We start from the raw sequence: 23,366 nt of genomic DNA on the forward strand, positions 1-23,366 counted from the left end.
CGACCGTGCGGCAGGCTGGCGTGCAGGAGCTCAGACGAACCCGAGCTCGTGCGCGACCGCGTCGGGACGCTCGACGTGGGCGAAGTGCCCGCACGCCTCCAGCAGCACCGTGCGGGTCTGCGGCACGAGCGCCCGCAGTGCGGCCAGGTCCGAGACGCGAGCGAACACGTCGTCGCGGCCCGCGATCGCCGTCACCGGGCAGGTGATCGCGCGCCACCGGTCGACGTCGTACGCCGCCGCCGACCGTGCCGCCTCGGTGAACTGCTCCGGCCGGAGCTCGTCCACGAAGGCTGCCAGGACGCTCGGGTCCAGGCGTCGCACGTGCGTGAACACCGGCGCCGCGACGAGTAGCAGCAGGCCGATCCGGGCGATCCCCCGGAGCAGCGGACGAGCGGCGCCACCGGTCACCGTCAGGCCGGCTCGCAGCAAGGTGAACGCCGGCAGGGTGCCGAGCGCCCGGACGGGGTGCCGAGCTGCACCGGCCGTCGCGACCGTCGTGCCGGACACCAGCGCGAGCGACCGGACCCGCTCGGGCGCCACCACGGCCAGGTGCAACCCGACGAACGCGCCCATGGAGTGCCCGACGACGTCGACCGCACCGAGGTCCAGTGCTCCGAGGACCGCGGTCACGGCAGCCGTGACGGCGTCGAGCCCGAACGGACCGTCGGGGGCCGGCGAGGACCCCCAGCCGGGCAGGTCGACGAGCACCAGTCCGCGGGCACCGATGCCGTCCGCGGCGCGCAGCAGCGGGGTCCACGTCGACCAGGAGCCGGCGATGCCGTGCAGCAGCAGGAGCGGGTCCGGGCCGACGCGGTGGTGCACCACGACGGGGCCGGTCGGGGTGTCGACGACCGTGCGGGTCAGGCCCCAGGCGCCGGGCGTGACGCGCACCGGGTACGGGGCGTAGCCGTCGGAGGCGACCCCGCGACCACGCGGGTCGGTGTCGATGGCGTGCACCGGGCCTCCTGTCCGACCGTCGACGCGGATGCGTCCGTCAGCAGGGATTCGGAACGCTAGCCGACGGGGACGGGTGCCGAGCAGGCGGCGAGCCGGTCGAGGGCCGCCTTGTACTCGGCCACGTCGCGCTGCAGGCCGGGCTCGGTGATGATCGAGGCCTTGATGCGGCCCTGCACGTCGATGACGAAGGTCGCGCGGGTGGCGAAGCCCTTGTGCTCGAGGAACACGCCGTACTCCTTCGAGACCGCGCCGTGCGGCCAGAAGTCGGCGAGCAGCTCGAAGTCGTAGCCGTTCGTCTCGGCGAACGACCGCAGCGTCGCCTTCGAGTCGACCGAGATGCCGAGGAGCTCGATGCGCTGGTCCTGGAACATCGTGATGTTGTCCTGCAGGGTGCAGAGCTCGTTCGTGCACCCGGACGAGAACGCCAGCGGGAAGAAGACGAGTGCGACCGGGCGGTTGCCGCGGAAGTCGCTGAGTCGGACGTGCTCACCGAACTGGTTCGGGAGCTCGAAGTCCGGCGCGAGTGAGCCGATCTCCAGTGCCATCGCTACGTGTGCTTCTTCCTCGGGCGTGGGGTGTGCCCGTCGGGTCCGTGCGCCGCGGATCGCGTGTGCACGATCGGCCATGCTACGCCGACGACACGCGAATGCAAGCACCCGTCCACCTGCACGTCACCATCAGCATCAGCGTCGGTCCTGGGGCCTAGAGTGGACGGGGCCCCAGCCGGTCGCGACCCGACCACCGGAGCCACCATGTCCACCACCACGAGAACGAACGAGGTCAAGGGTGACGGTGAACGACCAGGACCCGTACAGCACCGGGGCGAACGACCAGGATCCGCAGGAGACCGCCGAATGGCGTGAGTCCCTGGACGGGCTGGTCCAGACCCACGGACACCAGCGCGGTCGCGAGATCATGCTGAGCCTGCTCAAGCGGTCCAAGGAACTGCACCTCGGTGTGCCGATGGTCCCGACGACGGACTACGTGAACACCATCGCGCCGGAGAACGAGCCGGAGTTCCCCGGCGACGAAGAGCTGGAGCGCCGGTACCGCCGCTGGATCCGCTGGAACGCGGCCATCACGGTGCACCGCGCGCAGCGTCCGGGCATCGCGGTCGGCGGGCACATCTCGACGTACGCGTCGAGCGCCGCGATGTACGAGGTCGGCTACAACCACTTCTTCCGCGCGCAGGACCACCCCTCCGGTGGCGACCAGGTCTTCTTCCAGGGCCACGCCTCCCCCGGCATGTACGCCCGCGCCTACATGGAACGGCGCCTGTCCGAGGACCAGCTCGACGGGTTCCGGCAGGAGAAGTCGCACGCCGGCGGCGGCCTGTCGTCGTACCCGCACCCGCGCCTCATGCCGCACTTCTGGCAGTTCCCGACCGTGTCGATGGGCATCGGCCCGATCAACGCGATCTACCAGGCGCAGCAGGCCAAGTACCTGTCGAACCGCGGCATCAAGGACGCCATGGACCAGCAGGTCTGGGCGTTCCTGGGCGACGGCGAGATGGACGAGGTCGAGTCCCGCGGCCAGCTCCAGGTCGCTGCGAACGACGGCCTCGACAACCTGAACTTCGTCATCAACTGCAACCTGCAGCGACTCGACGGTCCGGTCCGTGGCAACGGCAAGATCATCCAGGAGCTCGAGGCGTTCTTCCGCGGTGCGGGCTGGAACGTCATCAAGGTCGTCTGGGGCCGCGAGTGGGACGACCTGCTCGCCCGCGACACCGAGGGCGCGCTCCTCAACCTGATGAACCAGACGCCGGACGGCGACTACCAGACGTACAAGGCCGAGAACGGTGCCTACGTGCGCGAGAACTTCTTCGGGCGCGACCCGAAGGCGCTCGAGCTCGTCCAGGACTACACCGACGACCAGATCTGGAACCTCAAGCGCGGTGGCCACGACTACCGCAAGGTCTACGCCGCCTTCAAGGCCGCGACCGAGCACAAGGGCCAGCCGACCGTCATCCTGGCGAAGACGGTCAAGGGCTACGGCCTCGGCCCGAGCTTCGAGGGCCGCAACGCGACCCACCAGATGAAGAAGCTCACGCTCGACAACCTCAAGCAGTTCCGCGACGAGATGCGCATCCCGATCTCCGACGCGCAGCTGGAAGAGAACCCCTACACGCCGCCGTACTACCACCCGGGCAACGACGACGAGGCGATCCAGTACATGCACGAGCGCCGTCGCGCGCTCGGTGGCTACGTGCCGGAACGTCGCACGAAGTACACGCAGTTCACGCTGCCGGACGACTCGAAGTACCAGGTCGTGAAGAAGGGCTCCGGCAAGCAGGAGGTCGCCACCACCATGGCGTTCGCCCGCCTGCTGAAGGACCTGCTGCGCTCGCCCGACTTCGGTGACCGCGTGGTCCCGATCATCCCGGACGAAGCACGCACGTTCGGCATGGACGCCTACTTCCCGTCGGCGAAGATCTACAACCCGAACGGCCAGCACTACACGTCCGTCGACCGCGAACTCCTCCTCGCCTACAAGGAGAGCCCGCAGGGCCAGATCATCCACGTCGGCATCAACGAGGCGGGCGCCCTGGCGGCGTTCACCGCGGTCGGTACCTCGTACTCGACGCAGGGCGAGCCGCTCATCCCGGTCTACGTCTTCTACTCGATGTTCGGGTTCCAGCGCACCGGCGACGCCATCTGGGCCGCCGGCGACCAGATGACCCGTGGCTTCATGATCGGCGCGACCGCCGGCCGCACCACGCTGACGGGCGAAGGCCTGCAGCACGCGGACGGCCACTCGCCGCTCCTCGCCACGACGAACCCGGCCGTCGTCTCGTACGACCCGGCGTACGGCTACGAGATCGGCCACATCGTCAAGGCCGGCCTCGACCGCATGTACGGCACGAACGAGGACGGCTCGCCGAAGCACGCCGACCCGAACGTCATGTACTACCTGACGGTCTACAACGAGCCGCTGGTGCAGCCGGCCGAGCCCGAGGGCGTCGACGTCGAGGGCATCCTCAAGGGCATGTACCTGCTCAAGCCGAGCGAGCACGACGGCCCCAAGGCCCAGCTGCTCGCGTCCGGTGTCGCCGTGCCGTGGATCCTCGAGGCGCAGCAGCTCCTCGCCGAGGACTGGGGCGTGTCGGCCGACGTGTGGAGCGTCACGAGCTGGGGTGAGCTGTACCGCGACGGTGTGGCCGCCGAGCAGCAGGCGTTCCTCAACCCGAACGAGCCGGCCCGCACGCCGTTCGTCACCGAGCGTCTGCTCGGCACCGAAGGACCGGTCGTCGCCGTGAGCGACTTCATGCACCTGGTGCAGGAGCAGATCCGTCCGTTCGTGCCGACCGACTACGCCACCCTCGGTGCCGACGGCTTCGGTTTCTCGGACACCCGTCCGGCCGCTCGCCGCTTCTTCCACATCGACGGCCCCTCGGTCGTCGTGCGGACGCTGCAGCAGCTCGCCCGCCAGGGCAAGGTCGACGGCGCGCTCGTCCAGCAGGCGATCGACAAGTACCGCCTGCACGACGTGACCGCCGGCACCACCGGCAGCGCGGGCGGCGAGAGCTGATCACCCCGTGACGACGGTCCGCCCGGACCACGAGAGCCAGGAGAGCGCGCGTGAGCGTGCGCTCTCCTGGCTCCGTCAGGTGTCCGGAGAACTCTCCACCGCGACCATCAAGCGGCTCGAGGACACCCTCCCCTGGTACAGCGAGATGCCACCGGGGCGCCGCTCCGCCGTGGGCCTCGTCGCCCAGGCCGGCATCACGTCGTTCATCAGCTGGCTCGAGGGCACCGCGTCGACGCCGTGGATCGCCGCGGCCGACGTCTTCGGGTCCGCCCCACGGGAGCTCCTGCGCTCGGTGAGCCTGCAGCAGACCCTGCAGCTCATCCGCGTCGTCGTCACCGTGGTCGAGGAACGCGCCGCCGACGACGAGATGCTGCAGGAGGCGATCCTCAAGTACTCCCGTGACATCGCGTTCGCGGCCGCCGACGTCTACGCCCGCGCGGCCGAGGCCCGCGGCCTGTGGGACGCCCGGCTCGAAGCCCTCGTGGTCGACTCGATCCTCTCGGGCGAGTACGACGACGAACTGCCGTCCCGCATCGCCGCCCTCGGGTGGCACGGGCACGGCGAGGTCGCGGTGCTCGTCGGCACCGCGCCGAAGCAGCTCGAGGTCGACCAGGTCCGTCGCACCGCACGGCACATGGACGCCGACGTGCTCGTCGGGGTCCAGGGATCGCGGCTCGTCGTGGTCATCGGTCGCGCCACCCCGCGTGACGACGTGCCCGAGGGCGAGGAGCCCGTCTCCTTCACGACCATCGCGCAGGCCCTCGAACCGCTGTTCGGCGACGGCCACCTGGTCCTCGGCAACGAGGTCCCCGGGGTCGTCGACGCCTCGACCAGCGCGAAGGCCGCCTTGGCCGGGTTCGCCGTCGCGCGTGCCTGGCGCGGTGTCCCCCGTCCGGCCCTCGCCGACGACCTGCTCCCCGAGCGCGCCCTGGCCGGTGACCCGCTGGCCCGCTCGGCCCTGGTCCAGCGCATCTACGTCCCGCTCAAGGACCAGTCGACCGAGCTCCTGCAGACGCTGTGGTGCTACCTGGACACCGGCCGCTCGCTCGAGGCCACCGCCAGGGAGCTCTTCGTGCACCCGAACACCGTGCGCTACCGCCTGCGGCGCGTCGCCGACATCATCGGCTGGGACGCCACGAACGCCCGGGACGCCCTGATCGTGCAGTCGGCGCTCATCCTCGGCGCGATGTCGGAGTCCGCGACCGGCCGTCGCCGCATCACACCCCGACGCTGACGCGCCGGGGCGTAGAGAACCGACAATGTCCCACCGGGATTCGTGTGGGAAGTCCACACGTGCCCTGCGGGGCGAGAACGCGAGGATTGTCCGGTGATCGTCGTCGTCGCGCCCGGACAGGGCTCCCAGACCCCCGGCTTCCTCGCCCCCTGGCTCGAGGACGCCACCGTTCGTGAACGCGTCGGGCAATGGTCGGAGTCGATCGGCGTCGACCTCGCCGAGCACGGCACGAACTCCGACGCGGACACCATCAAGGACACCGCGCTCGCACAGCCCCTCATCGTGGCCGCCGGCCTGGTGACCGCCGACGCACTGCTCGCCGAGGGCCGTCGTGCCCTGGTGGGCGGGGTCGCCGGACACTCGGTGGGCGAGTTCACCGCCGCCGCGGTCGCCGGGATCCTCGAGCCGACCGACGCCGTCGCCCTGGTCGCCGAGCGCGGCCGGGCCATGGCCGACGCCGCAGCGCTCGAACCGACCTCGATGGCCGCCGTCCTCGGTGGCGACGCCGATGCGGTCGCCGCCGCCCTCGCCGAGCACGGCCTGGTGCCCGCGAACCACAACGGTGGCGGCCAGACCGTCGTCGCCGGCGCCGCGGACGCCATCGCCGCCCTCGCCGCAGCCCCGCCCGCCAAGGCCCGGGTCATCCCCCTCGCCGTCGCCGGCGCGTTCCACACCCGCTACATGGCGCCCGCCGTCGAGCGGGTCGCACCGGTGGCGGCCGCCGCGGCCGTGCAGGACCCGACCCTGCCGATCTGGACCAACGCCGACGGCTCCCGGGTGGACGACGGCCGACGCTTCGTCGACCTGATGGTCCAGCAGATCGCGAACCCCGTGCACTGGGACGCGGTCATGGAGTCCTTCTCCGCCGCCGGCGTGACCGGCATCATCGAGCTCGCACCCGCCGGTGCCCTCGTCGGCCTGGCGAAGCGCGGCCTCCGCGGCACGCCGACCGTCGCCATCAAGACCCCCGACGACCTGCCTGCAGCGATCGACCTGCTGCAGCGCGCGGGCCAGGAAGCAGACGCAACCGCATGACCGACCCGACCACCCCGACGGACGCCCCCACGGGCCTCCCGACCGGATCCGCGCGCCCGCTGCTCCAGCAGCGCCGCGGCCACGAGTTCACCCGGATCCTGGCGTTCGGCGCCGCCCGCGGCGAGAACGTCGTGCCGAACGACGACCTCGTCGGCCCGATCGACTCGTCCGACGAGTGGATCCGCCAGCGCACCGGCATCATCACCCGCAAGCGTGCCGGCGAGGACGTCGAAGCCGTCGACCTCGCCGAGACCGCCGCACGCGAGGCGATCGAGAAGGCCGGCATCGAGCCGTCCCAGATCGGCGTCGTGCTCGTGAGCACCGTCACGCACACCGTCGCCACCCCGTCGATGGCGTCGCTGCTCGCCGAACGCATCGGTGCCACCCCGGCCGCCGCGTACGACATCAGCGCCGCCTGCGCCGGGTACGCCTACGGCATCGCCCAGGCCGACTCGTTCATCAAGTCCGGGCTCGCCGACCACGTGCTGGTCGTCGGGGCCGAGAAGCTCAGCGACGTCGTCGACCCGACCGACCGCTCGATCTCGTTCCTGCTCGGGGACGGTGCCGGCGCCGCCGTGATCGGCCCGAGCGACTTCCCGGGCATCGCCCCCACCATCTGGGGCTCGGACGGCTCGAAGTGGGACGCCATCGGCATGACCGCGACCTACAACGAGTGGGAGGCCGGTGCACCCCGCCCGACCATGCGCCAAGCCGGCCAGACGGTGTTCCGCTGGGCCGTCTGGGAGATGGTCAAGGTCGCCCGACAGGCGCTCGAGACCGCCGGGGTCCGCCCCGAGGACCTCGCAGCCTTCGTGCCGCACCAGGCGAACATCCGCATCATCGACGAGTTCGCCAAGCAGCTCGGCCTGCCCGAGACGGTGACGATCGCCCGCGACATCACCACCACCGGCAACACCTCCGCCGCGAGCATCCCGCTCGCCACGCACCGCCTGCTCGAGGAGCACCCGGACCTGTCGGGCGGTCTCGCCCTGCAGATCGGCTTCGGCGCTGGACTCGTGTTCGGCGCCCAGGTGGTCGTCCTCCCCTGATCCCACCCCGGTCGCGCACCCGCGCGACCGGTCCCCATCCCGACGAGCCTCCGCGCACCCGGACCCCGCGTGCCCTAGGCTGGTCAACGGTCAAACGACACCCCCCTTCAAGGAGAACACTCATGGCCCTGTCCAACGAAGAAGTCCTCGCCGGCCTGGCCGAGCTGATCAACGACGAGACCGGTATCGCCACCGACACCGTCGCCGCCGACAAGTCCTTCACGGACGACCTCGACATCGACTCCATCTCGATGATGACCATCGTGGTCAACGCCGAGGAGAAGTTCGACGTGAAGATCCCGGACGAAGAGGTCAAGAACCTCAAGACCGTCGGCAACGCGGTCGACTACATCGTCAAGGCCCAGGCCTGACACGAGCTTCCTGAGCGCCGCGGCCCGCGGACCCCTGCGGGCCGCGGCGCTCATCTTGTTCACCCCAACGAAAGAACACGTCGTCCCATGACCAAGAAGACCGTCGTCGTCACCGGGATCGGTGCGATCTCACCCCTCGCCGCGACCGCCCCGGACACCTGGGACGCGCTGCTCGCCGGCAAGTCCGGCATCACCCGCATCGAGGACCCCCGCTACGCCGACCTCGAACTCCCCGTGGAGTTCGCCGGCCAGGCGCGCACCTTCCTCACCGACCAGCTCACCCGCCCCGAGTCGAAGCGCCTCGACCCCTCGTCGCAGCTGTCGCTCGTCGCAGCGCGCGAAGCATGGGCCGACGCCGGCATCGACGACGAGTCGGTCGTCCCCGAGCGCTTGATCGTCGACTGGGCAACGGGCATCGGTGGCGTGAACACGCTGCTCGACGCCTGGGACACCCTGCGCGAGAAGGGCCCGCGTCGCGTCCTGCCGATGACGGTCCCGATGCTCATGGCGAACGGTCCCGCCGCCGCCATCGAGATGGAGTTCGGCGCCCGTGGCGGCGCCCGCACCTACCTGTCGGCGTGCGCCTCGTCGACCGAGTCGCTGGCCGAGGCCTACCGGCACATCGCCGACGGCGACGCCGACATCGTCATCACCGGTGGCGCCGAGGCCGCGCTGCACCCGCTCCCGCTGGCCGCGTTCGCCGCCATGCAGGCCCTGTCGCGCCGCAACGACTCCCCCGAGACCGCGTCGCGCCCCTACGACGTCACGCGTGACGGCTTCGTCCTCGGTGACGGCGCCGCGGCGCTCATCCTCGAGTCGAAGGAGCACGCCGAGGCCCGCGGCGCGACCATCTACGCCGAGGTCGCCGGCTCCGGCATCACCTCGGACGCCTTCCACATCACCGCGCCGGACCCCGAGGGCAGCGCCGCCGCCCGTGCGGTCCTGCAGGCCCTCGAGCACGCCGACGCGAGCATCGAGGACGTCGTGCACGTCAACGCGCACGCCACCTCGACCCCCGTCGGGGACGTCGCCGAGTACCACGCGATGCGTCGGGTCTTCGGCGACCACCTGGACAACGTCGTGGTGTCCGCCACCAAGGCGTCAACGGGCCACCTGCTCGGTGGTGCCGGTGCGATCGAGGCGGTCTTCACCGTCCTCGCGCTGCACAACCGCGTCGCGCCACCGACGATCAACCTGCACGACCAGGACCCGGAGATCGTCATGGACGTCGCCCGCGAACCGCGTGCGCTGCCCGAAGGCGACCTGCTCGCCGTCAGCAACTCGTTCGGCTTCGGCGGACACAACGCCGTGGTCGCGTTCCGCAGCGTCTAGTCACGGCAGCACCTGCCAGGAGGCCCGTCCCGCGTCGTCGGGGCGGGCTTCCGTCGTTCCGGTGCCCGGCTCTCAGCCCCCCGTCCACACGCCGTCGTGTCGCTGCCGCGCCCTGGGAACGACGAGACGCCGCCGTATTCGGCGGCGTCTCGAGTCTGTGGCGGTGTCCGGGCGACACACCGGCGTCTGGCGCACCCGACACGCCGGCGTCCGGCGCACCCAACACGCCGGCGTGTGGCGAGTCCGGGTCAGCCGACGCGGTGCAGCCAGACGACCGGGTTGCCCTCGGCGGCGTGGCGGAAGGGCTCGAGCTCGTCGTCCCAGGCCTGCCCGAGGGCCAGTCGCAACTCACGGTGCAGTTCGAGGGCGTTGCTGCCCGCGACCTCCATCGCGTAGCGCACCCGGTCCTCGGGGATGACCATGTTGCCCGTGACGTCGGTCTGCGCGTAGAACACCCCGAGGTCGGGCGTGTGCATCCAGCGACCACCGTCCGAGGCGCTCGTCGGCTCCTCGGTGACCTCGTACCGCAGGTGCTCCCACCCGCGCAGGGCAGAGGCGATCGCGGCACCGGCACCGACCGCACCGGTCCACGTGAACTCGGTCCGACGCGCACCGTCCTGCGCGGGCTGGTCGAGCCACGAGAAGTTCACGGCGCGGTTCATCGCGCGACCTGCTGCCCATTCGACGTGCGGGCAGAGCGCGCGGGGTGAGGAGTGCACGTAGAGCACTCCTGTCGTCGTTCCGTTCACGGTTCCTCCGATACGTCAGGTGCGACTTCCCCATCGACCTGGTGCGGAGGATCCTGACCCGAGGGGCCACGGAACCATCGGTATGCGATTGTGATGTCCCGACGGGACACGCCCATTATGCAGCGCCACGCCTGGGAACGGCAAGGACCCGACCGGGTTCAGTGCAGGACGGCACCGCTCGCGTCGACCGGGTGCCGCTCCCCCGCCGTGATCGGCACGGGGACACGGTTCTCCTCCGGAGGGATCGGGCAGGCGTACTGGTACGAGAACGCGCACGGCGGCAGGACCAGCAGGTTCCAGTCGAGCTCGACCGTGGACTCGGCGCCGGGGTCGTCGAGGTACAGGAACCGACCCATCGAGTAGCTGCTGCTCGGGTCGTCCTCGGCCAGGGCACTCGTGGCGTCCTGCACGATGAGCTGCAGTCTCGCGGCTCCGCGGAACGCGGCCGACCGGACGGCGACGAACCGCACCGTGGCGCCGTTCACGACGGTCTCGACGTGTCCGGCAACCGGCAGGGCGTCGCCGGCGGCGTCGCGGACGCTGCCACGGGCCTCCTGGCCGTCGTCCACCAGTGGGACGTACGTGCCGGACGTCACCCGGTCGCCGGACCGCGCGAAGCGGGCGATGTGCGCGAAGCGGGCGATCGCCTCGGACGACGGGTCCCAGACACGCAGGGTGTCGCCGGTGACGGTGCCGGCGAAGCCGTCCGGCAGCGCGACGGTGGACGGGACGACGGCGGTGTCCCCCGCGACCAGGACCGTCCCGTCGACCGGCACGCCGTCCACGACGACGCCGTCGGACGCCTCGGCCGTGACGGTGAGTCCGCCAGGCGCCGGAGCCCAGGTGCCGGGGACCGGCCAGACCGGCTGCGGGTGGTCGACGTGTTGCGCGTTCACCAGGGCGAGCGGTCCGCGAGCACTGCGCGCCCAGCGGTCACGTTCGTCGACGTGCTCGGCGAAGGCGGCGACCGCGGCGTCGGCGCTCGCGCCGTCGCCGCGCGTCACGACTGTTCCTGGCGGGGGTAGATGACCTTCTGCACGATGATGATGACCGACGCCGCGACGGGCAGGGCCACGAGTGCGCCGAGCACACCGCCGATGGTGCCGCCCGCGACGGCGGCGATGACCACGAGCGCACCGGGTACCTGGACCGCTCGCGACATGATGCGCGGCGAGATCAGGTAGGCCTCGACCTGCATGTACACCAGGTAGTAGATCGCCGCGGCGAGGGCGGTCGCCGGTGACGCGAAGAAGCAGAGCAACGAGATCACGATCGCGGCGGCCAACGTTCCGACGAGCGGGATGAGCGAACCGAGGAACGCGAACGACGCGAGCAGCACCGGCAGCGGCGCCCCGATGATGAGCAGGAAGAAGAAGCTGAGGATGCCGTTGATGAGCGCCTGGGACACCTGCCCGACGACGTAGCGACCGACCGCCTGCGTGATCTGCTCGCTCACGTCGATGAAGTTCTGACGACGCGACGCCGGGACGAACCGGTACGCCGCACGCTTCATGCCCCGCATCGACGCGAGGAAGTAGAGCATCAGGATGATGACGATGAGCGCCCCAGTGACCCCGGACAGGATCCCGCTGCCGACCGCCAGGATCCCGCCGCCGACACTGAGCAGGTTGCCCGGCTTCTCGACGAAGGACTGCAGCGACTGCAGCGCGTGGTCGATGTCGAACGACCCGGCGAACTGCTTCGACAGGTCCTGCACCCACTGCTGCTGCGAGATGTCCTGCACGATCTCGGGGAAGTTCTGGATCAGGTTCGACGCCTGGTCCACCAGGATCGGCACCACCGCGAACACGATGCCGGCGAAGGCCCCGAGCACCCCGACCACGACGATCGTGATGGCCGCCCACCGCGGGATGATCCGCTCGAGGAACGACACGAGCGGGTCGATGCCGAGCGCCAGGAACAGCGCGACCCCGATGTAGACCAGGACCGTGCTCAGCTCGTTGATGATCGACCCGGCGAGCAGGGCGACGAGGACCCCGATGGCGCCCATGAACCCCAGCCGGAACGCGTTCACGCGCACGCCGGTACCGCCACGGGTCACCTCGAAGGTGACGTTCGGTGTCGGTGCGTGGTCGTCCTGCGACGTGTCGCGCTTCCTTGGCATGTGCACGTAGGGCGGGCGGGACTCGAACCCGCGGATCGTTCGGTTATGAGCCGACTGCCTTGACCAGCTTGGCTACCGCCCCTCGCCGGAGGCCCTCAAGCCACCGGCTCACCACGATACAGCGACTCGAACGTCGACAGCGTGCGGTTGATGTCGTGTGCCTCGATCATGGCCAGACTGCGTTCCCGCATCGCGACGTAGTCGGACTCCGGGGCGGTGAGCACCGTCGTGAGCTTCGCTGCCAGGTCGTCCACGTCGCCCGGGGTGAACAGGTACCCGTTGCCGTCGATCAGGTGCGGGAGCGCCATCGAGTCGGCTGCGACCACGGGGAGTCCGGACGCCATCCCCTCGAGCGAGGAGATGCTCTGCAGCTCGGCCGTCGACGGCATCGCGAACACCGTCGCGTTGGTCAGGGCCTCCTGCTTGCGCTCGTCCGAGACGAAGCCCAGGAACCGCACGCGGTCCTCGAGCCCGAGCTCCTTCGCCAGTGCGGTGAGCTTCGGGATCATCTCGCCGTCGCCGACGATGGTCAGGGTCGTGGCCAGCTCGGCCGGCAGCAGCGCCACGGCACGGACCAGGACGTCGAGGTTCTTCTCCGGGGCGACCCGGCCCACGAAGACGATGTCGTTGTTGACCGGGCGCCCCTCGCGCGCGACGTAGCGGGACGCGTCGATGCCGCACGAGATCGCCAGGACCTGCTGGCCGGCGATGGCCTTCCGCAGGTAGTCGGCGGCCAGGTTGGTCGGCGTCGTGATCGTGTCGGCCAGCCGGTAGGTCTTGGCGGCGTCGCTCCACGCGATCTTCAGCGCGAGGGGCAGCGTCCACTTGCCGAACGGCGTGTACTCGAGCAGGTTCTCCGGCATGAAGTGGTTCGTCGCGATGACCCGGATGCCGCGGTCGTTCGCCTCGTGCACGATGCCACGACCGATGACCACGTGCGACTGGATGTGCAGCACGTCGGGCTTGACCGCGTCGAGGATCGGGGCGGTCCACTTCCGGACGCTCCACGGCCACACGAAGCGCAGCCACGGGTGCAGCGGCCACTTGTACGACTTCAGGCGGTGCACGACGAGGGTGACGCCGTGGTGCTCCTCGTCGAAGGTGCCGTAGTGGCGGCTCGACGCCGGGGCCACGATGTGCACCTCATGCCCGCGCTCGGCCAGTCCGACGGCGAGCTGCTCGGCGAAGGTCGCGGCGCCGTTGACGTCGGGGGCGAAGGTGTCCGCTGCGATCAGCACGCGCAGCGGTCGGTGACCGCCCGTCGCACCCGTCGGTCCGGCGGTGGCGGTGGTGGCGTCTCCTGACACGGCTGAGTTCGTCCTCTCGTGGGCGATGGCTGGTCGGCTGTGACGCTATCGCACCAGGATCGACGGTCGCGTCAGCCGCGCGGATGAGCGCCGCGACCACCGGGCACCGAGCGCCGAGCGCGCCGCGGCCGTCAGGTCCGGGTCTGGGGGTGGTGCTTGGCGAGCAGGAACACCCCGGTGATGGCGATGCCCGCGGCGACCACGAACCCCGCCACCGCGAACCACGGCGCCCCCGTTGCCTCGCCGAGCACGATCACGCCGATGCCGACCGCGACGATCGGGTCGATGACGGTCAGCCCCGCGATCACCAGGTCGGCCGAGCCGCTGGAGTACGCGTTCTGCACGAAGTACCCGCCGAGCGACGCCGCGACGACCACGCCGACGATGGCGAGCACGGTCAACCAGTCGAAGGTGTGGTTCACGAACCGGTTCAGCACCACCTTGGCCAGCGTCGCCACGAAGCCGTAGAGCACGCCGGCGCCGACGATGTAGTACAGGGCGTTCCGGCGCTTGGCGACCAGGCGGAACGACACGAGCACCAGCACCAGCACGACCGCCAGGATCACCAGCACGGTGACGAGCTGCTGGCGGGTGATCGCGCTCTCGTGCCCGACGAACGCCGCGATCCCGACGAAGATGCCGACACCGATGATGCACGTCCACACGGCACGACGAGCACGACGGCCGAGCGGGATCCCCGACGCACGCGACGAGAACCACGTCGTGATCACCAGCGCCACGGCCCCCAGCGGTTGCACGACGATCAGCGGCGCGAACGTGATGCTGATGAGCTGCAGCACCACCGCGATGCCGAGCATGAGCGTGCCGAGCACCCAGTAGCCGCTCGAGACGAGCCCCACCACGTGGCGGACGCTCAGCCCCTTCGACTGCCGGCCGAGACGCGCTTCGACCCGCTGCACCCCACGGCTCTGGAACTGCGCCCCGAGCGACAGGAACACCGCACCGACCAGGGCCACCGGGATCATCAGCGCCTGGAACGGCGTGAGGTTGCTCACGGCGTCGGGCAGCTGGAGGTCCGTCGTCACGCGTCGAGGCTACCGTCCCCCGCCGGATAACCTGGGTGAATGGCCGTTCTCCCGATCCGCATCACCGGCGAACCCGTCCTGCACGAGCGTGCAGCCGAGGTCACCGCGTTCGATGACGACCTCCGTTCCCTCGTCGCCGACATGCTCGAGACCATGGACCTGGCACCGGGCGTCGGCCTGGCCGGACCGCAGGTGGGCGTCGGCAAGCGCCTGTTCGTGTACTCCTACACCGACGACGACGACGTGCTGCACCGGGGCGCCGCCGTGAACCCCGTCCTGTGGACCACGCCCCCGGTCCCCGAGTCCGTCGAGGAGATCGACGAGGACGAGGAGTCCGAGGGCTGCCTGTCGATCCCGGGCGAGCGCTTCCCGCTCCGCCGCTCCGAGGGCGCCCTGCTGCGCGCCTCCGACGAGCACGGCACCCCGTTCGAGGTCGAGGCGCACGGCTGGCTGGCCCGCATCTTCCAGCACGAGTACGACCACCTGGACGGCTGGCTCTACGCCGACCGTCTCGTGCACCCCTACGGCAAGCAGGTCGCCAAGGCGATCCGCAAGAGCAGCTGGGGCGGCCCCGGCCAGTCCTGGCTGCCGGGTCGCGACCACCCCGAGGGCTGACGCCCGTCCCGCGGCCGTCGGTCGGTCGTGGGTCAGGCGGTCGGTCTGGAGGCCCGGGTCAGCCCCGGTACGCCGCCAGCGCGTCCCGCAGGCGGTCGGTCTCCGGGTGCCCCGGGCAGTACCGCAGGAGCCCCTCGGCCACGTGGGCACCGCGCTCGTCGGCGACCGCCGACGTCCACGGCGCCGAGTCCCGCACCGCGCAGGCGCTCGCGAGCTCGACCAGGGTCGCGTCACCGCGCGCCGCCGTCACCGCGGACTGCTGCTGGCTCGACGGCACCGAGCCGGTCAGCCGCTTCGCCGAGCAGTCGGCACGCGCGGCTTCCCACACCGCTGCGTAGGTCGTGTAGCTCGCGCGGTCAGCGCCGTCCCCGCCGCAGACGAACGCGAAGACGACCGGTGACGCGCCTGAACCCAGCCCGGTGTCCGAGCTCGTCGGGTCCTCGGACGCATCGGTGTCAGGGCCGACGCTGCTGCAGCCGGTGAGCACCGCCGTCACCGCCACGACGACGCCCAGCAGGGCGGATCGAGGGGAACGAGAACGGTGCACCTGTGAACGCTAACAGCATCCGCCGGGTACCAGCCGCACGAGCGACGTCGGTCAGGGTGTCGGGCCGGTGACCGTGATCGTCGCGCGCTGGTCGAGCCGACCACCGCGGTCGGCATCGGTGCTCATCCGGCAGCGCACCTGGGTGGTGCCGACCGGAGCCTGCACGTCCTGTCGGACGCAGCTCGTCGACGACACCCCGCGCGGCAGGTCGAGCCGGATGGGCACGGTCACCGGCTTGCCGTCGGGGCTCTGCAGCGTCCGGTCGGCGAGTTCCAGTGGCGTCCCCTTGACGGTCAGACCGGCCAGCTTCGCCTTGCTCAGGTCGATGCCGTCGATCTGCGCCCCGCTGATGTCGGCGACCGTCAGGTCCGCGCTGCCCAGGTCGGCGTCACGCAGGTCCGCCCCCCGCAGGTCCGCGCTGTACAGGTCGACACCACGCAGGTCCGCTCCGCGCAGGTTCGCCCCCTGCAGGTCGGCGCCGTAGAGCACGCTGTCACGCAGGTCCGAACCGCGCAGGTCCGCGCCGTGCAGGTCGGCCAGACGCAGGTCGACGGTGGCGAAGCGCACACCGGCGAGGTCCTGTTCCGCGCAGGTCGTCACGGCACCCGGCTCGGGCGCCGTGCGGACCGTGCACGAACCGATCTGGCGTTCCCCGGCGCTGGTCCCCCCGGTTCGCGCGAAGGCCGCGACGCCGATGACGACGAAGAACAGGATGGTCAGGGCAGCCACGACGACGCCGCGGAACCGTGCGGCGCGGTTCACGAGCGCACCCCCGTGAGCCACTGGGGCAGGACGTCGCGGGCCCAGCTCGAGTACCAGGCCGCCGAGTTGGCGTACGGGAAGAAGGCGCTGATCGGGTTGTAGAAGACGAAGAGCACGACGCCCACCACGATCACGACGACCCACGCCACGGTGGCCGCGCGTCCGTGCAGCCGTCGGATCCACGAGGCGAGACCGAGCAGCACCACGGCCGCGATCATCGGCAGCACCGGCAACAGGTAGCGGCCCGAGAACGCGAAGTCCTGCCGGAGGTTCACCGCGGTCGCGGCGTTGAAGCACAGCACCGCCACCGTGTAGGCGACGGGGACGGCTGCCAGCCACCACATGGCCGCGTTCCGGAGCACCCGGCGCATCTGGGTCACCGCGATCGCCACGGCACCGACGCTGGCGACGGCGCCGAACAGCACGACGGCGGTGTTCGGGCGCCAGGGCAGCGACGGACCCCAGAAGAAGAAGAGCGACCGGAAGTAGGTGGTGATCCACATCCAGAGGAAGGAGACCGGCCGGAACGGTTCGAGCGTGCCGGCGGCGACCTCGAGGTCGTGGGTCCGGACCGCGTTGTAGTTCCGACGGAAGATGCCGAAGTTCATGCACGCGTCGCGGCTGTGGATCTCGGCGCAGTCGGGGTTGAGTGCCCGGTAGACGAGCAGGTTCACACCGAAGCGCTCGAGCACCAGGGCGAGCAACGCACCGCCGATCACCACCAGGACGACGGATCGCCACGGCCGTTCGCGGAAGCCCGAGACGGCTCGACGTACGGGGTGCCGGAGCCACGAGAAACCGTCGACGCGGTACCGGAACAGCACGGCGAAGAAGGCTCCGGCCAGCACGAGCGGCGCCTGGGAGTACTTGAACATGAGCGCCAGCATCGCGGTGACGACCAGCCACGCGAGCGTTCGCAGTCCACCGCCACGGGCGACCTTGACCGCGACGGCGGCGAAGAGGAAGAAGGCGGCCATCGACGGCGCGTCGTAACTGATGGTGGCGGCCTGCCAGGCGTAGCGGCCGGTGGAAGCGGTCACCACGGTGGCGAGCAGGCCGATCGCCGTCGGGACCCCGGCGTTCCGGAACATCGCACGGAGGGCGTACAGACCGGCCCCGGCAGCCAGGACGTCGATGCTCCGCAGCACCATCACGGTCTGTTCCAGGTGGAGCCCGAGCGCCTGCGTCCCCTTCGCCGGGAACGACATCAGGTAGTAGTAGAGGTACGCCGGGAACCGCGTGACCTCGCCGAGCCACAGCTTCGACGCGTCGACGTCCTGCAGGAACGGGCCGGCGTTCCACGGGCGAGCCGCGTAGAGCATGATGTTGCCGATGTGCCGACGCTCGTCCGGGGCCGCCGAAGCAGGGACGTGGATCGTGACGGCGAACAGGAAGCCGACGAGCAGGAACGCCACGAGCAAGACCACGAACGCGGTGCGTGAGGAGAGCACGCGGTTGGCCCGGTCCAGCAGACCCGTGGACCGGTCACCGGTCACACGTCCGGTGGCGGACTCGTGGGTCAACGACATCGAACAGTGGCCTTCCGTGGTTCTGGGTGCGCCCGCCCAGGCTAGCAGCGCGCCCCGCTGGGCCCGACGAGGGCATTCGGACCGTCGGGAACACAAAAGGTCCTCACCCCGAGGGGTGAGGACCTGTCGCTCCCCGAGTTGGACTCGAACCAACAACCTGCCGGTTAACAGCCGGCTGCTCTGCCAATTGAGCTATCGAGGATCACTGTCCGCTGGCGAATGACGTGCGAACAACGGGTAACAGCATAGCAGGACCCTGAGGCCCGCCACCGCATCGGACACGCCGCCCGGGCGCGCCGCGCGGTGGGCGCCCGGAGTCAGTACCCGGCGACCGGGTCGACGACGCCGACGAAGCCCTCGCCGGCACCCCCGAGGAAGGCGGTGGTGTTGAGCCGGACGCGCTCGGCGAGCAGGGGCGCGACCATCTCCGGGGTGTCGGCCTGGTGCGGGGTGATGACCGCGCCGGGCTCGGACCAAAGCGGGTGGCCGTCGGGCAGCGGCTCCGGGTCGGTGACGTCGAGGCCCGCCGCAGCGATCTCCCCGGCACGCAACGCGGCGACCAGGGCATCGGTGTCGACGAGTCCGCCGCGCGCGATGTTCACGAGCCGAGCGGACGGCTTCATGAGCCGGAACTGCCGCTCGCCGAAGAGCTTCGCGGTGCCCGAGGTCATCGCCGCCGCGATCATCACGACGTCGGCGTCGGGCAGGACCTGATCGAGTTCGTCGGTGGTGACGGTCCGAGCGGCTCCCGGTACGGGGTCGGGCGAGCGACGCACCACGGTGGCCTCGACGTCGAACGGCGCGAGCAGCCGGAGGTACTCGAGCGCGACCCCGCCGGCACCGATGACGACGACGTTCCGCCCGTACAGCGAGACGCCCTCGGGCTCGGTCGCCCACGACGACGCACGGGCACGCTGCTGCAGGACCCGCAGCGTGCCGAGGGTCAGTGCCAGTGCGTGCTCGGCGACGGGCTCCGCGTAGGCGCCCTTCGCCGAGGTGAACAGCACGCGGTCGCCGTGCTCCTGGATCAGGTGCGCGAAGGCGTCGACGCCGGCGAACGGCAGCTGGACCCAACCGACGCCGGGCACGGACGACAGGGCGTCGGCCAGGCCGGACGGGTCGTGGGGGTCGAGCCAGACGATCCCGCGGGTGTCGGCGTCGAGCGGCGCGACGGTCCCACCGGCCGCGGTGACGGCGTCCACGTGCAGGTCGGTCGGCTCGGGCAGCACGGCGACGGGACCGGCCTGCGGGGCCTCGACCGGCAGCGGCGCACCCGAGGTGGGGACGACGGCACGGTGGCCGCGCGGGCCCTGGGTCGGGGTGCTCATGCGTTCTCCTGACGGTCGGTGCGCGGGCCGGTGCCGGCGGCGAACGGACGGCGCGGCGCGGACGAGCGGCGGGCCGTCGTCGGCGCCGGACGGCGCTTCACACCACGCGCCGCGGTCGACGCGAGGGTCTTCACGTAGGGGTCGACGGGGTTGTCGAGGACCTCGTCGAAGGTGCCGAGCCCGACGAGCCGGGCATCGGCCATCACGGCGACGCGGTCGGCCAGCGCACGGGCCTCGCGCAGGTCACTCGACACGACGACGGCGGAGAACTGTCGTCCGCGCTGCAGGGTCGCCAAGGCCTCGAGCACCGACTGCCGCACCAGGACGTCGACACCGCGCGCGGGCTCGTCGGCGACCAGCAGCTGGGGTTCGAGCACGAGCGCCTTCGCCAGCGCCACACGCTGGCGCTGACCGCTCGAGAGCTCCCACGTGTTCAGGCGCATCGTCCCGAGCGGCAGGTGCACGGCGTCGAGCAGCCGAGCCACGATGAGCCCCGCTTCACGCCGGTCGAACCGGCGGTCGCGTGCGTAGATCGGTTCGGCCACGGCCTCGCCGACGGTCAGGTCCGGGCTGAGCCGGTCCGCGCCGTCCTGCGGCAGGTAGCCGATCCGGCCGCTCAGCCGTTCGAGCTTGCGCGACGAGGGACGCAGGCCCCGGGTCTTCTGCCCGAGCACGGTCAGCTCGCCGCCGACGATGTGCCGACGCAGCGCACCCTCGCCCTCGCCGTGGGATCCGAGCTGACCGGCGATGGCGGCGGCGAAGGTCGACTTGCCCGACCCCGACTCGCCGAGCAGGGCGAGGATCTCCCCCTGCCGCACCGACAGGCTCACGCCGTCGACGGCCCGGATGGACTCGCCCCCGCGTCCGCCCCGGTACTCGATCGACACGTCGTCCGCGACGACCGCCGGTCCGTTGACCGCGATCATGGGTCCCCTTCCACGCCGCCCCCTGGCGACGGTTCGCGACGGGCCGCCCTGGCAGGCCCGTCGTGCGTACAGCAGTGGAGGTGACCACCCTGGAGGCGCGGCGTTCGTCGACGACGTCGGCCGGGCCTCCGGGGCGGGTCACGTCGGGTCAGGACCCGACGTTCTCCAGTCGCTCCAGCGTACGCCGTCGCTCCGCCTGCTCCGCTGGGTCGGGCACCGGCAGCGACGCGAGGAGTCGCTGCGTGTACGGGTGCTGCGGGGCGCCGAGGACCTCGGCCGTCGTGCCCGTCTCGATCAGGTCGCCGCGGTAGAGCACGGCGATCCGGTCGGACAGCGCGCCCACGACCGCGAGGTCGTGGCTGATGAACAGCGACGCGAAGCCGAGGTCCTGCTGCAGTTCGAGGAAGAGCTCGAGCACCCGAGCCTGCACCGAGACGTCGAGCGCGCTCGTCGGCTCGTCGGCGATGAGCAGCTTCGGCCGGAGCGCCAGCGACCGGGCGAGCGACGCGCGCTGGCGCTGCCCACCGGAGAGCTCGTGCGGGTAGCGGTCGCCGTACGCTGCCGGCAGCTGGACGGCCTCGAGCAGCTCGTCGACCCGCTTGCGCGCGGCGCGGGGGCTCGAGACCTCCTTGTGCACGACCAGCGGCTCGGCGACGCACTCGGCGATCGTCAGCAGCGGGTTGAACGAGGTCGCCGGGTCCTGGAACACGAACCCGATGTCCTTGCGCAGGTGCTTGAAGTCGCGTTCGCGGTACCCGAGCATCTCCGCACCGAGGACCGTGAGCGAGCCGCCCGTGACCTTCGTCAGACCGGCCATGGCGCGGCCGATGGTGGTCTTGCCCGAGCCGGACTCCCCCACCAGGCCGAGGACCTCACCAGGACGGATCGCCAGGTCGATGCCCTTGACGGCCTTGAACGCCGGCGAGCCGAGCCGGCCGGGGTACTCGATCTCGAGCCCCTTCGCCTCGACCAGGGGCGTGACGTCCTCGGCGATCGCGGCGCGCCGGGCCACCCCGGTCGACGCTTCGAGCCGCGGCACCGCTGCGAGCAGCCGCTTGGTGTAGTCGGCCTGCGGCGTCGCGAAGAGCGCCGTCGCCGTCGCCTCCTCGACGATCTCGCCCTGGTACATCACGGCGACGCGGTCGGCCAGGTCGGCGACGACGCCCATGTTGTGCGTGATGACGACGATCGCCGTGCCGAACTCGTCGCGGCACCGGCGCAGCAGGTCGAGGATCTCGGCCTGCACCGTGACGTCGAGCGCGGTCGTGGGCTCGTCGGCGATGATGACGCTCGGCTCCAGGGCCAGGGCGCTCGCGATCACCACGCGCTGCTTCTGCCCACCGGAGAACTGGTGCGGGTAGTGGTCGACGCGGGTCTCGGGGTCGGGGATCCCGACGCGACCGAGGTAGTCGATGGCCTTCGCCCGTGCTTCCTTCCTGGACACGCCGCCGTGGGCACGGAGCCCCTCGGCGATCTGCCACCCGACGGTGAAGACCGGGTTGAGCGCGGTCGACGGCTCCTGGAACACCATCGCCCCGGCCGTTCCGCGCAGGCTGCGGAGCTTCTGCGCGCCGACGCTCACCACGTCGGTGCCGTCGAGCAGCACCGCGCCGCCGAGTGTCGCCGTCTCCGGCATGAGCCGCAGCATGCTGCGGGCCGTCACGGACTTGCCGGAGCCGGACTCGCCGACCAGGGCGAGGACCTCGCCGGGGCGGACGTCGAGGCTGACGCCCTTGACCGCGTCGACGGCGCCGCCGTCGGTCGCGAAGGTGACCGTCAGGTCGTCGACGACGACGACGGGTTCGGTGGTGGTGTCGCCCGGTTCCAGGCGGGTGGTCGGGGTCATGCGCCCGTCCCTTCCGTGTCGTTCCGCGTGTCGGGCGCTGCGTCGGCGTCGGGCGATGCCTTGCCGTCGGGGGTGTGGCGCGCGTCGCGCGCTGCCTCGGTGCCGCGCGCGTCGCTCGTCGACACCAGCTGCTTCAGCCGTCGGCGTGCACGCAGGCGGGGGTCGGAGATGTCGTTCAGGCTCTCGCCGATGAAGGTCACGCCGAGCACGAGCACCACGATCGCGACACCCGGGTACACCCCGGTCCACCAGACGCCGCTCGCGACGTCGGAGAGCGCGCGGCTGAGGTCGTAGCCCCACTCGGCGCCGGACGTCGGGCCGATGCCGAACCCCAGGAAGCCGAGCCCGGCCAGGGTCAGGATCGCGTCGCTCGCGTTGAGCGTCAGGATGAGCGGCAGGGAACGCGTCGAGTTCCGCAGGACGTGGCGCGTCATGATGCGCCACGGGTTCGTGCCCATCACGCGCGCCGACTCGACGAAGGCGTCGTTCTTCAGCCGGACGGCCTCGGCACGGACCACGCGGAAGTACTGCGGCACGTAGACGACGGTGATCGAGATCGCCGCGGCGATGATGCCGCCCGAGTAGCTCGAGTTGCCGCCGGAGATCACGATGGACACGATGATCGCGAGCAGCAGCGACGGGAACGCGTAGATGGCGTCGGCCACGACCACCAGGACGCGGTCGAGCCAGCCGCCCAGGTACCCGGAGACCATGCCGAGCAGGACGCCGACGATGATCGAGACGATCACGGCGACGATGACGACGAGTACGGCCGTGCGGGCGCCGTAGAGCACGCGGCTGAACACGTCGAAGCCGCCGACCGTGGTGCCCCAGATGTGCTCGGCGCTCGGTTCGCCGGTGCGGGGGAAGCTCTCGCCGTCCGCGCCCTGCAGCTGGCCGAAGCCGTACGGGGCGAGGAGCGGGGCGAACACCGCGACGAGCAGGTACAGGGCGCAGATGACGACGCCGACGATGAGCATCGCGCGCTGCCAACCGGTGCTCTTGCGGAGCTGGACCACCACCGGGAGCCGCTTCCAGAGCGGCTCGTGGCGGTCGACGAGGGTGGTGTCGGCCATC

Annotated in this window: 21 protein-coding genes and 2 tRNA genes; 7 read left to right on the forward strand and 16 right to left on the reverse strand. The window is 71.1% G+C overall.

The window, feature by feature from the left end; genetic code table 11:
- Positions 1–30 precede the first annotated feature (30 nt).
- Both ITJ50_RS12140 and ITJ50_RS12145 read right to left on the reverse strand, forming a co-directional pair.
- On the reverse strand, positions 31–957 hold the full coding sequence (locus ITJ50_RS12140; RefSeq protein ID WP_194590587.1) for an alpha/beta fold hydrolase: 927 nt from the start codon (positions 955–957) through the stop codon (positions 31–33).
- Between the two features lie 56 nt (positions 958–1,013).
- Positions 1,014–1,502 carry a peroxiredoxin gene (locus tag ITJ50_RS12145; protein ID WP_017886715.1) on the reverse strand — a complete coding sequence of 163 codons (489 nt, stop codon included), beginning with the start codon at positions 1,500–1,502 and terminating at the stop codon, positions 1,014–1,016.
- A 241-nt stretch (positions 1,503–1,743) separates the two neighbouring features.
- Between ITJ50_RS12145 and aceE the strand changes: the two genes are divergently transcribed.
- From aceE to ITJ50_RS12175, 6 genes are all read left to right on the forward strand, one after another.
- Positions 1,744–4,488: a pyruvate dehydrogenase (acetyl-transferring), homodimeric type gene (gene aceE / locus ITJ50_RS12150; RefSeq protein ID WP_194590588.1), complete on the forward strand. Its 2,745-nt coding sequence runs from the start codon at positions 1,744–1,746 to the stop codon at positions 4,486–4,488.
- Between the two features lie 7 nt (positions 4,489–4,495).
- Positions 4,496–5,722, forward strand: coding sequence for a PucR family transcriptional regulator (locus ITJ50_RS12155; protein ID WP_017886713.1), 1,227 nt, complete (start codon positions 4,496–4,498; stop codon positions 5,720–5,722).
- 93 nt (positions 5,723–5,815) lie between these two features.
- Positions 5,816–6,757: an ACP S-malonyltransferase gene (locus ITJ50_RS12160; protein ID WP_159556448.1), complete on the forward strand. Its 942-nt coding sequence runs from the start codon at positions 5,816–5,818 to the stop codon at positions 6,755–6,757.
- Positions 6,754–7,806, forward strand: coding sequence for a beta-ketoacyl-ACP synthase III (locus tag ITJ50_RS12165; RefSeq protein ID WP_017886711.1), 1,053 nt, complete (start codon positions 6,754–6,756; stop codon positions 7,804–7,806). The genes ITJ50_RS12160 and ITJ50_RS12165 overlap by 4 nt, the downstream gene beginning before the upstream one ends.
- A 122-nt stretch (positions 7,807–7,928) precedes the next feature.
- Positions 7,929–8,177 carry an acyl carrier protein gene (locus ITJ50_RS12170; RefSeq protein ID WP_017886710.1) on the forward strand — a complete coding sequence of 83 codons (249 nt, stop codon included), beginning with the start codon at positions 7,929–7,931 and terminating at the stop codon, positions 8,175–8,177.
- 87 nt (positions 8,178–8,264) lie between these two features.
- Entirely contained in the window at positions 8,265–9,509 is a 1,245-nt protein-coding gene (locus ITJ50_RS12175) for a beta-ketoacyl-[acyl-carrier-protein] synthase family protein (protein ID WP_017886709.1), read from the forward strand.
- A gap of 248 nt (positions 9,510–9,757) precedes the next feature.
- Here ITJ50_RS12175 and ITJ50_RS12180 read toward each other — a convergent pair whose 3' ends face one another.
- The 6 genes from ITJ50_RS12180 to ITJ50_RS12205 form a co-directional block, all read right to left on the reverse strand.
- Complete coding sequence (locus ITJ50_RS12180; protein ID WP_031259468.1) at positions 9,758–10,258, reverse strand: DUF3145 domain-containing protein; 501 nt, start codon at positions 10,256–10,258, stop codon at positions 9,758–9,760.
- 158 nt (positions 10,259–10,416) lie between these two features.
- Complete coding sequence (locus ITJ50_RS17925) at positions 10,417–11,262, reverse strand: DUF1684 domain-containing protein (RefSeq protein ID WP_194590589.1); 846 nt, start codon at positions 11,260–11,262, stop codon at positions 10,417–10,419.
- Complete coding sequence (locus ITJ50_RS12190) at positions 11,259–12,383, reverse strand: AI-2E family transporter (protein ID WP_017886706.1); 1,125 nt, start codon at positions 12,381–12,383, stop codon at positions 11,259–11,261. The genes ITJ50_RS17925 and ITJ50_RS12190 overlap by 4 nt, the downstream gene beginning before the upstream one ends.
- Before the next feature lie 7 nt (positions 12,384–12,390).
- Positions 12,391–12,465: transfer RNA gene (locus ITJ50_RS12195), tRNA-Ile, on the reverse strand.
- Positions 12,466–12,478: 13 nt separating this feature from the next.
- A complete protein-coding gene (locus ITJ50_RS12200; protein ID WP_042539008.1) occupies positions 12,479–13,690 on the reverse strand; it encodes a glycosyltransferase in 1,212 nt (403 codons plus the stop codon).
- Between the two features lie 131 nt (positions 13,691–13,821).
- Positions 13,822–14,736 carry a hypothetical protein gene (locus ITJ50_RS12205; RefSeq protein ID WP_017886704.1) on the reverse strand — a complete coding sequence of 305 codons (915 nt, stop codon included), beginning with the start codon at positions 14,734–14,736 and terminating at the stop codon, positions 13,822–13,824.
- A gap of 39 nt (positions 14,737–14,775) precedes the next feature.
- On the opposite strand from ITJ50_RS12205, the gene def reads away from it, so the two are divergent.
- Complete coding sequence (gene def / locus ITJ50_RS12210) at positions 14,776–15,351, forward strand: peptide deformylase (RefSeq protein WP_194590590.1); 576 nt, start codon at positions 14,776–14,778, stop codon at positions 15,349–15,351.
- A 58-nt stretch (positions 15,352–15,409) separates the two neighbouring features.
- Here the strand turns inward: def and ITJ50_RS12215 are convergent, their stop codons facing one another.
- The 8 genes from ITJ50_RS12215 to ITJ50_RS12250 all read right to left on the reverse strand — a co-directional run bounded on the left by ITJ50_RS12215 (position 15,410) and on the right by ITJ50_RS12250 (position 23,365).
- Positions 15,410–15,898, reverse strand: coding sequence for a hypothetical protein (locus ITJ50_RS12215; RefSeq protein ID WP_140447958.1), 489 nt, complete (start codon positions 15,896–15,898; stop codon positions 15,410–15,412).
- A 51-nt stretch (positions 15,899–15,949) separates the two neighbouring features.
- A complete protein-coding gene (locus tag ITJ50_RS12220) occupies positions 15,950–16,660 on the reverse strand; it encodes a pentapeptide repeat-containing protein (RefSeq protein WP_323749910.1) in 711 nt (236 codons plus the stop codon).
- Positions 16,657–18,189 (reverse strand): hypothetical protein, encoded by a 1,533-nt coding sequence (locus ITJ50_RS12225; RefSeq protein ID WP_194590591.1) that lies wholly within the window; start codon positions 18,187–18,189, stop codon positions 16,657–16,659. Before ITJ50_RS12225 ends, ITJ50_RS12220 begins: the two co-directional genes overlap by 4 nt.
- A 129-nt stretch (positions 18,190–18,318) precedes the next feature.
- Positions 18,319–18,391, reverse strand: a tRNA-Asn gene (locus ITJ50_RS12230).
- Positions 18,392–18,506: 115 nt separating this feature from the next.
- Complete coding sequence (locus ITJ50_RS12235; RefSeq protein WP_228500351.1) at positions 18,507–19,517, reverse strand: D-isomer specific 2-hydroxyacid dehydrogenase family protein; 1,011 nt, start codon at positions 19,515–19,517, stop codon at positions 18,507–18,509.
- Positions 19,514–20,443, reverse strand: coding sequence for an ATP-binding cassette domain-containing protein (locus ITJ50_RS12240; RefSeq protein ID WP_194590592.1), 930 nt, complete (start codon positions 20,441–20,443; stop codon positions 19,514–19,516). The genes ITJ50_RS12235 and ITJ50_RS12240 overlap by 4 nt, the downstream gene beginning before the upstream one ends.
- A 148-nt stretch (positions 20,444–20,591) precedes the next feature.
- Entirely contained in the window at positions 20,592–22,289 is a 1,698-nt protein-coding gene (locus tag ITJ50_RS12245; protein WP_194590593.1) for an ABC transporter ATP-binding protein, read from the reverse strand.
- Positions 22,286–23,365 (reverse strand): ABC transporter permease, encoded by a 1,080-nt coding sequence (locus ITJ50_RS12250; RefSeq protein ID WP_042539014.1) that lies wholly within the window; start codon positions 23,363–23,365, stop codon positions 22,286–22,288. The genes ITJ50_RS12245 and ITJ50_RS12250 overlap by 4 nt, the downstream gene beginning before the upstream one ends.
- Between the last annotated feature and the right edge of the window lies 1 nt (position 23,366).

It is taken from the genome of Curtobacterium sp. VKM Ac-2889 (genome assembly GCF_015350855.1).
GTDB classification, from domain to species: domain Bacteria; phylum Actinomycetota; class Actinomycetes; order Actinomycetales; family Microbacteriaceae; genus Curtobacterium; species Curtobacterium poinsettiae.

What these genes read in the sequence shown, in the direction of transcription:
- ITJ50_RS12145 (WP_017886715.1), bottom strand. Translation starts at nt 1,502, where the DNA reads ATGGCACTGGAGATCGGCTCACTCGCGCCGGACTTCGAGCTCCCGAAC.
- ITJ50_RS12165 (WP_017886711.1), top strand. Translation starts at nt 6,754, where the DNA reads ATGACCGACCCGACCACCCCGACGGACGCCCCCACGGGCCTCCCGACC.
- ITJ50_RS12170 (WP_017886710.1), top strand. Translation starts at nt 7,929, where the DNA reads ATGGCCCTGTCCAACGAAGAAGTCCTCGCCGGCCTGGCCGAGCTGATC.
- ITJ50_RS12175 (WP_017886709.1), top strand. Translation starts at nt 8,265, where the DNA reads ATGACCAAGAAGACCGTCGTCGTCACCGGGATCGGTGCGATCTCACCC.
- ITJ50_RS12190 (WP_017886706.1), bottom strand. Translation starts at nt 12,383, where the DNA reads ATGCCAAGGAAGCGCGACACGTCGCAGGACGACCACGCACCGACACCG.
- def (WP_194590590.1), top strand. Translation starts at nt 14,776, where the DNA reads ATGGCCGTTCTCCCGATCCGCATCACCGGCGAACCCGTCCTGCACGAG.
- ITJ50_RS12225 (WP_194590591.1), bottom strand. Translation starts at nt 18,189, where the DNA reads ATGTCGTTGACCCACGAGTCCGCCACCGGACGTGTGACCGGTGACCGG.
- ITJ50_RS12235 (WP_228500351.1), bottom strand. Translation starts at nt 19,517, where the DNA reads ATGAGCACCCCGACCCAGGGCCCGCGCGGCCACCGTGCCGTCGTCCCC.
- ITJ50_RS12240 (WP_194590592.1), bottom strand. Translation starts at nt 20,443, where the DNA reads ATGATCGCGGTCAACGGACCGGCGGTCGTCGCGGACGACGTGTCGATC.
- ITJ50_RS12245 (WP_194590593.1), bottom strand. Translation starts at nt 22,289, where the DNA reads ATGACCCCGACCACCCGCCTGGAACCGGGCGACACCACCACCGAACCC.
- ITJ50_RS12250 (WP_042539014.1), bottom strand. Translation starts at nt 23,365, where the DNA reads ATGGCCGACACCACCCTCGTCGACCGCCACGAGCCGCTCTGGAAGCGG.